At 67.6% G+C, this 13,558-nt stretch carries 8 protein-coding genes; 6 read left to right on the forward strand and 2 right to left on the reverse strand.

Going from position 1 to position 13,558, the window contains the following annotated elements:
• Positions 1–91: 91 nt before the first annotated feature.
• Complete coding sequence (locus tag H305_RS0132305; RefSeq protein WP_078629359.1) at positions 92–2,806, reverse strand: transglycosylase domain-containing protein; 2,715 nt, start codon at positions 2,804–2,806, stop codon at positions 92–94.
• Positions 2,807–3,180: 374 nt separating this feature from the next.
• Here H305_RS0132305 and H305_RS0132310 point away from each other — a divergent pair, with 374 nt between their 5' ends.
• The 4 genes from H305_RS0132310 to H305_RS0132325 all read left to right on the forward strand — a co-directional run bounded on the left by H305_RS0132310 (position 3,181) and on the right by H305_RS0132325 (position 6,935).
• A complete protein-coding gene (locus H305_RS0132310; protein ID WP_028804091.1) occupies positions 3,181–3,864 on the forward strand; it encodes a PadR family transcriptional regulator in 684 nt (227 codons plus the stop codon).
• A 43-nt stretch (positions 3,865–3,907) separates the two neighbouring features.
• Complete coding sequence (locus H305_RS0132315) at positions 3,908–4,990, forward strand: inositol-3-phosphate synthase (protein ID WP_028804092.1); 1,083 nt, start codon at positions 3,908–3,910, stop codon at positions 4,988–4,990.
• A gap of 78 nt (positions 4,991–5,068) precedes the next feature.
• Positions 5,069–6,331 carry an MFS transporter gene (locus H305_RS0132320; protein WP_028804093.1) on the forward strand — a complete coding sequence of 421 codons (1,263 nt, stop codon included), beginning with the start codon at positions 5,069–5,071 and terminating at the stop codon, positions 6,329–6,331.
• Positions 6,332–6,443: 112 nt separating this feature from the next.
• Complete coding sequence (locus H305_RS0132325; RefSeq protein WP_028804094.1) at positions 6,444–6,935, forward strand: LppU/SCO3897 family protein; 492 nt, start codon at positions 6,444–6,446, stop codon at positions 6,933–6,935.
• 141 nt (positions 6,936–7,076) lie between these two features.
• Here H305_RS0132325 and H305_RS0132330 read toward each other — a convergent pair whose 3' ends face one another.
• Positions 7,077–8,561 carry a CCA tRNA nucleotidyltransferase gene (locus tag H305_RS0132330; protein WP_028804095.1) on the reverse strand — a complete coding sequence of 495 codons (1,485 nt, stop codon included), beginning with the start codon at positions 8,559–8,561 and terminating at the stop codon, positions 7,077–7,079.
• 221 nt (positions 8,562–8,782) lie between these two features.
• Between H305_RS0132330 and H305_RS0132335 the strand changes: the two genes are divergently transcribed.
• Both H305_RS0132335 and murJ read left to right on the forward strand, forming a co-directional pair.
• On the forward strand, positions 8,783–11,185 hold the full coding sequence (locus tag H305_RS0132335; protein ID WP_028804096.1) for a DUF6049 family protein: 2,403 nt from the start codon (positions 8,783–8,785) through the stop codon (positions 11,183–11,185).
• A 46-nt stretch (positions 11,186–11,231) separates the two neighbouring features.
• Positions 11,232–13,487, forward strand: coding sequence for a murein biosynthesis integral membrane protein MurJ (gene murJ, locus H305_RS0132340; protein ID WP_028804097.1), 2,256 nt, complete (start codon positions 11,232–11,234; stop codon positions 13,485–13,487).
• Positions 13,488–13,558 lie beyond the last annotated feature (71 nt).

The raw sequence follows: 13,558 nt of genomic DNA on the forward strand, positions 1-13,558 counted from the left end.
ACGCCGAGGGCCGCCGCACCCGGTGGGGTGCGGCGGCCCTCGTTTCACGTGAAACGGTGTGTTTCACGTGAAACAGACTGACTGAAGGCAGCTAACCGTTCGGTCCTCCGAAGATCCCTCCGTTGCCATTGCCGTTGCCTTTTGTGCTCCCGGTCGTGGTGGTCTCCGTAGGTGTGGATGTGACGCCACCGTCGGTACCACCGGTATCGACACCGCCGGTGTCCGTCCCGCCGTTGTTGTTGCAGTTCCAGTCGAACTTGTTGCAGCTCTCACTCGTCGAGGGTGAGGGAGACGTCACGGTCTCGCTGGGAGTCGGGGTCGGAGTCGGGGTCTCCACCGCGCTCTCGGTGGCCGAGGGGGTCACGCTCGGGCTCGGGACGTCGTTGAGGACCGTGCCGATCTCCTCGGGCTTCGGGAACGGAATCGCCTTCTCGCCCTTCAGTGCCTGCTCCATGTAGTCGCGCCAGATCTGCGACGGGAACGAGGCACCGTGGATGGTCTTCTCACCACCCGTGCCGTACATCTGGAGGAACTGGCGGTTCTTGTTCGACGCGTCGTCGTCCAGGCGGTACATGCCGATCGCGGTCGACAGCTGGGGCGTGTACCCGACGAACCAGGCGGACTTGTTGCCGTCGGTGGTACCGGTCTTGCCGGCCACGTCACGGCCCGTCAGCTGGGCGTTGGTACCGGTTCCCTTCTCGACCACGGTCTTCAGCACGTCGGTGACGTTGTCGGCCACCTTCTCGGTGAAGGCCTGCCTCGTCTTCGCGACATCGGCGTGACGGAAGACCGTGCCGTCCTTGTTGGTGATCTTGTCGACCGAGTACGGGTCACGCTGCTTGCCGCTGGCGGCGAAGGTGGCGTAGGAGCCCGCCATGCGGATGGCGCTCGGCGAGGAAGTACCCAGCGAGAACGACGGATAGTTGGAGCTGGCCAGACTCGACTTCAGGATGCCGGCGTCCAGGACGGCCTCCTTGACCTTGTCCAGGCCTACGTCCATGCCCAGCTGGACGTAGGCGGAGTTCACCGACTCCCGCATCGCCTCACGCAGGTCGATCTTGTAGCTCGGCGGGTTGTACGACTGGTTGCCGTCGTTCCGCTGGAGCCACTCCTTGCCCTTGTCGTCCATCCAGACCTGGCGGTCGTAGTCCCGGATCTTCAGCTTGTTCTTGCCGCTGTAGAGACTCTTCGGAGAGACGATGGTGCGCTCGTCCTGTGCCTGGACCGGGTCGCCGTCGGGATCACGGGCACCCCAGGACATGGCGGCCGCCAGCACGAACGGCTTGAACGTCGAACCCACCTGGGCACCGGTCTGGTCGGCGTTGTTGGTGAAGTGCTTGGTCGCGTCCTCACCGCCGTAGATGGCCCTGATCGCGCCGGTGTTGGGGTCGATGGAGGCCCCGCCGAACTGGACGTGCGTGTCCGTCTTCGGACGCTGCTTGGGCTTGATGTTGGCCTTCTGGACCTTCGACACGGCCGCGGTGAGCGCGTCGACCTTCGTCTTGTCGAAGGTCGTGTGGATCGAGTAGCCGCCCCGCTGGAGCTGGCTGGCCGTGATGTCCGTGTTGTTGACGATGTAGCCCTTGGCGAGGTCGACGAGATAGCCGATCTGGCCGCTGAGCCGGGTGTTGGACCGCGGATTCTTCCACTTGGGCAGGTCCTTGAACTTGTTGCGGTCAGAGGCGCTCAGGTGGCCGTACTCGACCTCCTTGTCCAAGGTGTCCGCCCACTGGGCCCTGAGCCGCCTGGTGTTGTCCTCGGGCGTGGCCGCGGGGTCGACCTCGGTCGCGCCGGCCGGGTCGTAGTACGTGGCGCCCTTGAGGACCGCCGAGAGGAAGGCGCACTCGCTCGCGTTCAGCTTGACGGCGTCCTTGTTGAAGTACGCCCGCGCGGCCGCCTGGATGCCGTAGGCACCGCGACCGTAGTACGCGGAGTTCAGGTAGCCGGCCATGATGTCTTCCTTGTCGACCGTGGCGCCTACCTTGATCGCGACGAAGAGCTCCTTGAACTTTCGCGAGATTGTCTGCGACTGGTCGTCCAGCATCGCGTTCTTGACGTACTGCTGGGTGATGGTCGAGCCACCCTGGGTCTGGCCGCCCTTGGCCATGTTGAACAGGGCCCGCGCGATGCCCTTGGGGTCGATGCCGCTGTCGGTCTCGAAGGTCTTGTTCTCCTGCGAGATGACCGCGTACCGCATCGCCTCGGGGATCTGGTCGTAGTTGATGATCTGCCGGTTCGTCTCACCACCGGTGGCGACCATCTCCGTGCCGTCTTTCCAGTAGTAGACGTTGTTCTGCGCAGTGGCGGTGTCGGCGACCTTGGGCACGGACACCATCGCGTACGCGATGCCGGCCACCGCGACCAGGCTGCCGCAGAAGCCGATGAACAGCCCGGTGACGAGCTTCCATGACGGCACCCAGCGTGCCGCGCCGTACTTGCCGGCACGCGGGTAGTCGATGATGCGCTTCTTGGCGGGCACGGGAGCACGGCCACGGCCGCGTCCGGGGCCGTTAGGCCCCGCGGGGCCGCCGCGTCGGCCGCCACCGCCTCCGGGGCCCCGCCCGGCGCCGTCGGCCGCTCTGCGTCGGCCTCCGCCACTACTACTACTTCGCTGTGAGGCCCGCCGAGCCTCGGCACGGCTGCTGAACGGGCGCTCTTCACCCCCCGAACCATAGGAATCGGAAGGAGACCCGGTGGCGCCTCGCGGTGCCGCGCGGCGGCCCTCGGACGGGCCGGGCTGACCGCGTCGGGCCGCGGCACGTCCGCCGCCCTGCGGCTGCGGCGGTTTGCGACGGTGCTCGCTCATCGAACGATTACTCCTCGGGCAGGCGCACCTTTGCGCGCCTGGAAACGGCGGCTGGTTTCCGGTCCCCCCGAAGTACGGATGTGGTCGTTTGTACATTCACCCGTACTGCACCAAAGACGATGACGCCCTCAGGTGTCACTCGGTTCCCGGTGGTGTGCATGCCGCACAGACTACGCACCGCCAAAACCCACCTAGGTTCGAAGTTCACCTCAAATCAGGCAACTCGCTTCGTATCAATCGGTGATGTGACGCCGTTCACCGTGACCCCTCTTGTCGCATCCGGACGGTCGTTCTATCGTGCTGATGTATCGAGTCGATACATCAGCACGGCATAAAGGCCGCGCTGACGGGTGGCGACAGGGGAGGAGGCGACGATGAGCCGACGTTCCGGGATCCTCGAATTCGCCGTACTCGGCCTGCTCCGCGAATCCCCGATGCACGGCTATGAGCTGCGCAAACGACTCAATACGTCACTGGGTGTGTTCCGTGCGTTCAGCTACGGGACGCTCTACCCCTGCCTCAAGACGCTGGTCGCCAACGGCTGGTTGATCGAGGAATCGGGGTCGGCACCTGAGGACGCCCTCGCCGCAACACTCGCCGGGCGTCGCGCCAAGATCGTCTACCGGTTGACGGCAGAAGGTAAGGACCACTTCGAAGAGCTGCTCTCGCAGACGGGCCCGGACGCGTACGAGGACGAGCACTTCGCTGCTCGCTTCGCCTTCTTCGGGCAGACGTCACGCGACGTACGCATGCGCGTACTGGAGGGCCGCCGCAGCCGGCTGGAGGAGCGTCTGGAGAAGATGCGTGCCTCCCTGGCGCGCACCCGGGAGCGCCTCGACGACTACACGCTTGAGCTCCAGCGCCACGGAATGGAGTCCGTGGAGCGCGAAGTGCGCTGGCTGAACGAGCTCATCGAGAGCGAGCGAGCGGGACGGGACATCAAGCGTTCCGCCTCCGAAGGCTCCGCTCAGCAGGACAGCACATCTGGAGAGACGGGCGGCCTGCCCCGGCACCGGGACAGCACCCGGCCGGATCCGTCCGACGACACCGCCACGTGAGGCCCATTCGGGGTTTCACCGATACACACAGGGAGCAACCGGAATGGGTTCGGTTCGCGTAGCCATCGTCGGCGTGGGCAACTGCGCCGCGTCGCTGGTACAGGGCGTCGAGTACTACAAGGACGCCGACCCGGCGTCCAAGGTGCCGGGCCTCATGCACGTCCAGTTCGGCGAGTACCACGTCGGTGACGTCGAGTTCGTCGCGGCCTTCGACGTCGACGCGAAGAAGGTCGGCCTCGACCTCTCGGACGCCATCGGCGCCAGCGAGAACAACACCATCAAGATCTGCGACGTCCCCAACAAGGGCGTGACGGTCCAGCGCGGCCACACCCTGGACGGTCTCGGCAAGTACTACCGCCAGACCATCGAGGAGTCCGCCGAGGCCCCGGTCGACATCGTCCAGATCCTCAAGGACAAGCAGGTCGACGTTCTCGTCTGCTACCTGCCCGTCGGCTCCGAGGACGCGGCGAAGTTCTACGCGCAGTGCGCGATCGACGCCAAGGTCGCCTTCGTCAACGCCCTCCCGGTGTTCATCGCCGGCACCAAGGAGTGGGCCGACAAGTTCACCGAGGCCGGTGTCCCGATCGTCGGCGACGACATCAAGTCGCAGGTCGGCGCGACCATCACGCACCGTGTGATGGCGAAGCTGTTCGAGGACCGCGGTGTCCGTCTCGAGCGCACCATGCAGCTCAACGTCGGCGGCAACATGGACTTCAAGAACATGCTGGAGCGCGACCGCCTCGAGTCGAAGAAGATCTCGAAGACGCAGGCCGTCACCTCGCAGATCCCCGACCGCGACCTGGGCGAGAAGAACGTCCACATCGGTCCGTCGGACTATGTGGCCTGGCTGGACGACCGCAAGTGGGCGTACGTGCGCCTCGAGGGTCGTGCCTTCGGTGACGTTCCGCTGAACCTGGAGTACAAGCTCGAGGTCTGGGACTCCCCGAACTCCGCGGGTGTCATCATCGACGCCCTGCGCGCCGCGAAGATCGCCAAGGACCGCGGCATCGGCGGACCGATCCTCTCCGCGTCGAGCTACTTCATGAAGTCCCCGCCGGTCCAGTACTTCGACGACGAGGCCTACGCCAACGTCGAGAAGTTCATCAAGGGCGAGGTCGAGCGCTAAAGCACATCCTCGTGAGTGCTGTTGAGGGTCCTCGGGCATTGCGTCCGGGGACCCTCCTCGTATGTGAGGCTGTGCCCCATGGCTGTCGTGCGTGACCTGCGCGTACTTCTGCGTTTCCAGGGCTTCAGGCGCCTGCTCGGCATACGGCTGCTGTCCCAGGGCGCCGACGGCGTCTATCAGGTCGCCCTCGCCACATACGTGGTCTTCTCGCCGGAGAAACAGACTTCGGCGGCTTCGATCGCCTCCGCGATGGCGGTCCTGCTGCTCCCGTACTCCCTCGTCGGCCCCTTCGCGGGCGTGCTGCTGGACCGCTGGCGGCGCCGACAGGTTTTTCTGTACGGCAATCTGCTGCGGACCGCGCTGGCGTGTGTGACGGCCGTTCTGATGCTGAGCCATGTCCCCGACTGGCTCTTCTACGTCTCCGCGCTGTGTGTCACCGCGGTGAACCGCTTCGTCCTGGCCGGTCTGTCGGCCGCGCTGCCTCGCGTCGTCGACCGGGGCCGGCTGGTGATGGCCAACTCTCTTTCTCCGACGGCGGGCACTCTCGCCGCGACGATCGGCGGCGCTCTCGCCTTCGCCGTGCGTCTTGTCGCCTCGGACTCCGACGCGGCGGTCGTCCTCGTCGGCGCGGCTCTGTACCTGTGTGCCGCTCTCGCCTCTCTGCGCATCGCCCCGGAGCTGCTCGGTCCGGACCGGGTGTCCGCCCACCCTCGCCTCGTCTCGGCCGTCACCGGTACCGCGCGGGGCCTGGCGGCGGGCATACGACACCTGGCCGAGCCGGCCCGGCGGGAAGCCGCCTGGGCACTCCTGGCGATGACGCTGATGCGCTTTTGTTACGGCGCACTGACCGTCATGGTGCTGATGCTCTGCCGGTACGCCTGGGCGTCCGAGTCCGACGACGGGCTGGCCCTGCTGGGGCTCGCGGTGGGCCTCTCGGGGGCGGGCTCCTTCGTCGCGGCCGTGGTGACGCCCTGGGCAGCCGGCCGGCTGGGCCCCGGCGGCTGGATCGCCGCGTGCGCTGGAGCCGCCGCGGTCCTGGGGCCCGCGCTCGCCCTTCCCTTCGCCCCCGCGCCCATGATGGTCGCGGCGTTCGTCCTGGGCGTGACCACACAAGGCGCCAAGATCGCCACCGACACGATCGTGCAGTCATCGGTGGACGACGGATTCCGGGGACGGATCTTCTCCGTGTACGACGTTCTGTTCAACGTCGCCTTCGTCGGCGCCGCCGCAGTGGCCGCCCTGATACTGCCTTCTGACGGACGATCGGTTTCTCTCGTCGTCATCGTGGCGACGCTCTACGGAGCGATTGCTGTGACTATGGCCCGATTTGAGCTGCAGTAAGTGTCACATCAGTGCCACAGACCCCCTCCGGACTACTGAGTTGTCACAGCGGCCCGATAGCTTACGTGCGTCTTATTCGCGTCACGTGCCTAAGTTCTAGGGGGACCCCCAAGTGACCACTCCGCCGCCCCAGGGCCAGAACCCGTTCGCTCAGACCCCGCCCCAGGGGCAGGCTCCCTACGGCCAGCAGCCGCCGCAGGGTTTCCCGCAGCAGCCCGGCCAGCCCGGCTACCCGCAGCAGGGCGCCCCGTACGCCCCCGTGCCGCCGCAGGCCCCGAAGCGCGGCTTCAAGCAGTACCTCCGCATAATCGTGGCCGTCGCGGGCCTCGCCGTCATCGTCGGCGGATGGCTGGTCAGCAAGGACGGCGAGGACGCCAAGAAGCTTGCTGTCGGCGACTGCCTGTACAACAAGGGCACGGACAACGACCCGGATGTCGTCCAGGTCGACTGCGGCGACTCCAAGGCCACGCACAAGGTCCTCAAGAAGGCGGACGGCGCCTCGCTTCCCCAGCTGACCTGTCAGAGCGTCACGGGCACGACGGCCACGCTGACGTGGAAGGAAACCGGCGAGTCCTTCACGCTCTGCCTGGGTGACAACAAGTAACCCGCGGAGCCGGACGTCGCGAAAGGGCGGTGTTTCACGTGAAACACCGCCCTTTCGCATGCCCCAGCCGCTCCGACAGGGACGCCGGGCCTCGCTCACCGCGTCGTGTTTCACGTGAAACATGACACTGCTGCGAGCACCTCAGCTCTGCGCGGCAACGTCCTGCCGCGCAGCCCACCATCCCTTGAGCTCTGCCACAGCCACGTCGTACTCCATCGGGCCGTTCTCGAGGCGCAGCTCCAGCAGGAACTTGTACGCCTGCCCGATGGCCGGGCCCGGACCGATGCCGAGGATCTCCATGATCTGGTTGCCGTCGAGGTCCGGGCGGATCGCGTCGAGCTCCTCCTGCTCCTTGAGCAGAGCGATACGCTCCTCGAGCCCGTCATAGGCGCGGGACAGCGCCGAAGCCTTCCGCTTGTTCCGCGTGGTGCAGTCGGAACGGGTCAGCTTGTGCAGACGGTCGAGAAGCGGTCCGCCGTCACGCACGTAGCGCCGGACGGCAGAGTCCGTCCACTCGCCCGTTCCGTACCCGTGGAAGCGCAGGTGAAGTTCGACGAGTCGGGAGACGTCCTTCACGAGTTCGTTCGAGTACTTGAGTGCGGTCATCCGTTTCTTGGTCATCTTGGCACCCACCACCTCGTGATGGTGGAAGGAGACCCGGCCGTCCTTCTCGAAGCGACGTGTGCGCGGCTTGCCGATGTCGTGCAGCAGTGCGGCGAGCCGGAGGGTCAGGTCGGGGCCTGTCTCCTCCAGAGCCATCGCCTGCTCGAGGACGATCAGGGTGTGGTCGTAGACGTCCTTGTGCCGGTGGTGCTCGTCACGTTCCAGACGCAGTGCGGGGAGCTCGGGCAGCACATGATCGGCGAGGCCCGTGTCCACCAGCAGTGTCAGCCCCTTGCGGGGGTGCGTGGAAAGGATCAGCTTGTTCAGCTCGTCCCGCACCCGCTCCGCCGAGACGATCTCGATGCGTACCGCCATGTCTGTCATCGCCGCGACGACCTCGGGTGCCACCTCGAAGTCGAGCTGAGCAGCGAATCGCGCGGCCCTCATCATCCGCAGCGGGTCGTCCGAGAAGGACGCCTGCGGGGTGCCGGGGGTACGCAGGACGCGGGCGGACAGGTCGTCGAGCCCACCGTGCGGGTCGATGAACTCCTTCTCCGGCAGCGCCACGGCCATGGCGTTCACCGTGAAGTCCCGGCGCACGAGATCGTCCTCGATGGAGTCGCCGTAGGAAACCTCGGGCTTGCGCGAGGTCCGGTCGTACGCCTCGGACCGGTACGTCGTGATCTCGATCTGGAAGGACTGCTCCACGTCGTCCACCCGGGCGTCCTTCTGAGCACCCACCGTGCCGAAGGCGATCCCGACCTCCCAGACGGCGTCCGCCCAGGGCCGCACGATCTTGAGCACGTCCTCGGGGCGCGCGTCGGTCGTGAAGTCCAGATCATTGCCGAGCCGGCCGAGGAGGGCGTCCCGCACCGATCCGCCTACCAGGGCGAGCGAGAACCCGGCCTCCTGAAAACGGCGGGCGAGGTCGTCGGCGACAGGGGAGACCCGCAGCAGCTCGCTCACCGCGCGGTGCTGCACCTGGCTCAGGGCACTGGAAGTGTCTTCGTTGGCGTTCGGCACAACAGAAAAGAGTACGTGGCCGAGACCCCCGCGAGCGCCTCCATAAAACGTGCACAGGCGCCCTCTCTCGGTACGCGCATCAATACGCGCATATACAGGACAGCATGCGCTCTCGGCCGATCTTGTGAGCCCTCCGCGGCACTTCCCCTCAGCGCGCATCGTTACCATGCGTGGACGCACATTCCGACGACCACTGACGACGACGAGGGACGGGCGAGCGCGTGGCCGAGGCGGCAGACTTCCAGGGGACGGGTCCCCGCCGGTGGCTCCGGCGCAGCGGAGCGCTGCTGGCCGGGGCACCGCTGCTGGCAGGGCTGCTCCAGTTGCCCCTCAGCGCGCCCGCAGCGGCCGTCCAGAAGGCCTCTGCGGCCCAAGCCACGGGCTCCGGCACGGTGGACGTGTCCCTCGACTCGCTCAGCCCCAGCATCCCCACGGACGGCGACACGGTCACCGTCTCCGGCTCGGTCACCAACAAGGGCAAGCAGAAGATCACGGACGCCCATGTGGGCCTGCGTGTGGGGCCCTCCCTGAACAGCCGCTCGGCCATCGACACCGCCACACGGCGCACCAGCTTCCAGCCGGGCCTCGACGCGGCGGAGCTCGGCGGCAAGTACGTGGCGAAGTTCTCAGAACTCGCGGCGGGCGTCTCGCAGCGCTTCAGCATCTCGGTGCCCGTCAAGGAGCTGGATCTCGGCGACGACGGCGTCTACCAGCTCGCCGTCTCGCTCACCGGCCGGACCGCGGCCCAGCAGTGGGACCAGGTACTCGGCATCGAGCGGACGTTCCTGCCCTGGCAGCCCGAGGCGGCGGACACCAAGACCAGGACGACGTACCTCTGGCCGTTGATCTCCACGGTCCACCTCACGGCGGAGACCGGATCGGACGAGCAGCAGACCCGCGTCTTCAAGAACGACGAACTGGCCAAGGAGCTCTCTCCCGGAGGCCGGCTGGACCAGATGCTGTCCCTGGGCAGCGATCTCGACGTGACTTGGGTCCTCGATCCCGACCTGCTGGCCTCCGTGGACGCGATGCGGGACAGCTACCGGATCCAGGGGCCCGACGGCACCACCACGGCCGGGAAGAACCAGGCGGTCGCCCAGGCCTGGCTGGACAAGCTGGAGAAGACGGTCCAGGACAAGAAGGTCGTCGCTCTCCCCTTCGCCGACCCTGACCTCGCCTCGCTGGCGCACAACGGCAAGGACGTCACCGGCTCGCTGAGCCATCTCAAGGAGGCCACCGACGTGGCCGCCAGCACGGTGGACACGATCCTGCATGTGAAGCCGAGCACCGAGTTCGCCTGGCCCGCCGACGGCGCCGTGGACCCCTCGATCGTCAAGGTGGCCACCTCGGCCGGTGCCGACACGGTGATCGCCCGCAGCGACAGCATGCGTGAGACGGGCGGACTCTCGTACACGCCGAGCGCGGCCCGCCCCATCGGCGGCGGGACGACGGCGGTCGTCGCGGACGCCCGTCTGTCGACCCAGTTCCAGGGCGACATGACGAAGGCCGCCAATTCCACCCTCGCCATCCAGGAATTCCTCGCCCAGAGCCTGATGATCAACCTGCAGGAGGACGAGCAGCGCAGCATCGTGGTGGCCCCGCAGCGCATGCCGTCCGCGAGCCAGGCCCAGACGATGGCACAGGCGCTGAAGGCTCTCCAGGAGGGGAACTGGTCGGAGTCCCAGGGCCTGACCGCCGCGGCCAAGGCCAAGCCGGACCCGGCCGCCACCACGAAGGTGCCCTCGGCGTCCGCCTACCCGTCCTCGCTGCGGAAGCAGGAGCTGCCGCGCTCGGCCTTCGAGCGGATCCAGGCCACGCAGACCAAGCTCGACAACTTCCAGGTGATCCTCACCGACAAGTCCCGTGTGGCCACCCCGTTCGGCCGGGCCATAGACCGTGGGATGTCCACGTCGTGGCGGGGCAGGCCCGCCGAGGCGGCGACCTTCCGTGTCGGCGTCGAGGCGTACCTCAACAACCTGACCGGGCTCGTCCGGCTGATCGACAAGTCCGACGCCAAGCTCTCCGGGCGCAGCGCCACGATCCCCGTGACGGTGCAGAACAACCTGGTGCAGGGTGTCGACAATCTGGTGCTGCGTCTCACGTCGAAGAAGCCCAACCGTCTCAAGATCGGGAACGGCCCCTACGACGAGCAGCCGATCAAGGTCGCCGGTGAGCACAGCCAGTCGGTGAAGTTCACCACCTCGGCCGAGGCGAACGGCCCGGTCATGGTCGTCGCGCAGCTGTACACGGCCGATGGTCAGGCGTACGGTCCCGAGGTCACCTTCGAGGTGAAGGTCACCGAGTTCACCCCGACGGTGATGCTGGTCATCGGTGGTGGCGTCCTGCTGCTCGTCCTCGCCGGTTTCCGGATGTACACCCAGCGCAAGCGCGCCGCCGCCCGGCATGCCGAGGAGGCGCAGGACGGTCCCGAGGACGAGGCCGTGAACAAGGATGCGGACGGCACCGTAGACACTGAGGATGCCGAAGACTCCGCGAAGGACCCCGAAAGGGAGTCCGAAGCGGAGTCCGGGGCAGACGACCCGGAGCACCCGAGTGACCCGACACCGGACACCGCACCGGAAAGCGCCGACCCGTCCGGGACGGGTGAGAGAGTGGACCGTTGAGCGATGTCGTGGCCGGTCGGCCCGGGGACGATGAGGTGGGGTAACCATGAACGCGCCGTACAACGGTGACCGCGGCCAGGGCGCGGGCAGCTCGGGCTACCCGGACGGATACTCCGAGGGCTACCCCGAGGGCCCCCCGCCGGAGCAGGGCCACACGCAGCCGGGCCCCCCGGCCGACATGTACCTCCAGGACGCCTACAACCAGGATCCCTACCGGGGCCAGGACCTCTCCGCCCAGGATCCGGTGACCGAGGCGCTCTACGACCGTGCCGCGCACCCCCCGCCGCCTCCCGGCACGTACTACCCGCCGCAGGCGCTCTACGCGCAGCCCCCAACGCCTCAGCACGCCCCCGACCCGCGCGTGTGGGCCCAGACGCCCCCGCCCGAGCCGGCCGGCCCCACGCGTCACCTGCCCTACGGCGACGACGCGCGCACCACCCAGTACGTCGGTGTCGACGACCTGGTCACCCAGGCCGGTGACGAGCGTCACGAGCCCGACGCGTTCGCCCATCTCTTCCGGGACCAGCAACAGGGCGGCGGCCGTCCGCAGTACGCCGCTCCGGCCGGGGCGTACGCCGCCACGCCCGGTGTCCCCGCACCGGCTCCCGAGCCGGCTCCGGCCGCCACGGCACCGGCAGCCCCCGCCGCCGTACCCGCGTCGAGGAAGTCCGGCGGGCGGGCCTCGGGTCTGCTGAAGTCCAGCGCCGTGATGGCTGCGGGCACGCTGGTGTCCCGGCTCACCGGGTTCGTACGGACCATGATCATCACGGCTGCCCTGGGCGCCGCGACCCTCGGTGACGCGTGGACGGTGGCTTACACGCTGCCGACCATGATCTACATCCTGACCGTCGGCGGCGGTCTGAACTCCGTGTTCGTACCGCAACTGGTGCGATCCATGAAGGAGGACGAGGACGGCGGTGAGGCCTACGCCAACCGCCTGCTGACCCTCGTCATGGTCGCCCTCGGTGTGATCGTCGCGATCGTGGTCTTCGCGGCGCCGCTGCTGATCCAGCTGATGTCGGACTCCGTCGCCAGTGACCCGGCCTCGAACAACGTCGCCGTCACCTTCGCCCGCTACTGCCTGCCCACGATCTTCTTCATGGGCATCCACGTGGTCATGGGGCAGATCCTCAACGCCCGCGGAAAGTTCGGCGCGATGATGTGGACCCCGGTCCTCAACAACATCGTCATGATCGCCACCTTCGGTCTGTTCCTGTGGGTCTACGGGACGTCCGGCGACTCGGGCATGTCGGTCCACAACATCCCCGCGGACGGAGTCCGTCTGCTGGGCGTCGGCACGCTGCTCGGCCTGGTCGTGCAGGCCCTGGCGATGGTGCCGTATCTGCGCGAGACCGGCTTCCGCTTCCGGCTGCGGTTCGACTGGAAGGGCCACGGCCTCGGAAAGGCCGTCAAGCTCGCCAAGTGGACCGTGCTCTTCGTCCTCGCCAACCAGGCGGGCGTCCTCGTGGTCACCCAGCTCGCCACCGCCGCGGGCAAGGCCTCGGGCAAGAGCGGTGCGGGCATCATGGCCTACTCGAACGCGCAGCTGATCTGGGGCATGCCGCAGGCGATCATCACCGTCTCGGTCATGGCCGCGATGCTCCCCCGGATCTCGCGCGCCGCCCACGACGGCGACGCCGGCGCGGTGCGGGACGACATCTCCCACGGTCTGCGCACCTCGGCCGTCGCGATCGTGCCCGTGGCCTTCATGTTCGTCGCGCTGGGCATCCCGATGTGCACCCTGCTCTTCGGCGCCAGCGGCATCGACGCCGCCCAGTCGATGGGCTACGTGCTCATGGCCTTCGGCCTCGGCCTGATCCCGTTCTCGGTGCAGTACGTCGTCCTGCGCGGCTTCTACGCGTACGAGGACACCCGCACCCCCTTCTACAACACGGTCATCGTGGCCGCGGTCAACGCCGCCGCCTCGGCCCTGTGCTACGTGATCCTGCCCGCGGAATGGGCCGTCGTCGGCATGGCCGGCGCGTACGGCCTGGCCTACGCCGTAGGTGTCGGTGTGGCCTGGCGACGACTGCGCAAGCGCCTCGGTGGCGACCTCGACGGGGCCCAGGTCCTGCGCACGTACGCACGTCTCGGCCTGGCCGCCGTCCCGGGCGCCGTGGTGGGTGGCGCCATCGGCTTTGCGGTCACCGAGGCCCTCGGGGACGGGGTCATCGGATCGATCGCGGCGCTGCTGGTCGGTTCGGTAGCCCTCCTCGGCGTCTTCTACGTCGCCGCGCGCAAGATGCGCATCGAAGAACTGAATTCAATGGTCGGAATGGTCCGCGGGCGCCTGGGGCGCTGAGGCGGGGGTACGCGCACAACCATCGTCCGTCGCCGTGTGTCGTGCATAGCGCCGGACTGTGGGCACAATTG

The sequence above is a fragment of the Streptomyces sp. 142MFCol3.1 genome, assembly GCF_000424945.1.
GTDB classification, from domain to species: Bacteria; Actinomycetota; Actinomycetes; order Streptomycetales; family Streptomycetaceae; genus Streptomyces; species Streptomyces siamensis.

Bases quoted from the DNA above. Each gene is read 5' to 3' on its own strand.
- H305_RS0132315 (WP_028804092.1), top strand. From the start codon at position 3,908: ATGGGTTCGGTTCGCGTAGCCATCGTCGGCGTGGGCAACTGCGCCGCG.
- murJ (WP_028804097.1), top strand. From the start codon at position 11,232: ATGAACGCGCCGTACAACGGTGACCGCGGCCAGGGCGCGGGCAGCTCG.
- H305_RS0132310 (WP_028804091.1), top strand. From the start codon at position 3,181: ATGAGCCGACGTTCCGGGATCCTCGAATTCGCCGTACTCGGCCTGCTC.
- H305_RS0132305 (WP_078629359.1), bottom strand. From the start codon at position 2,806: ATGAGCGAGCACCGTCGCAAACCGCCGCAGCCGCAGGGCGGCGGACGT.
- H305_RS0132320 (WP_028804093.1), top strand. From the start codon at position 5,069: ATGGCTGTCGTGCGTGACCTGCGCGTACTTCTGCGTTTCCAGGGCTTC.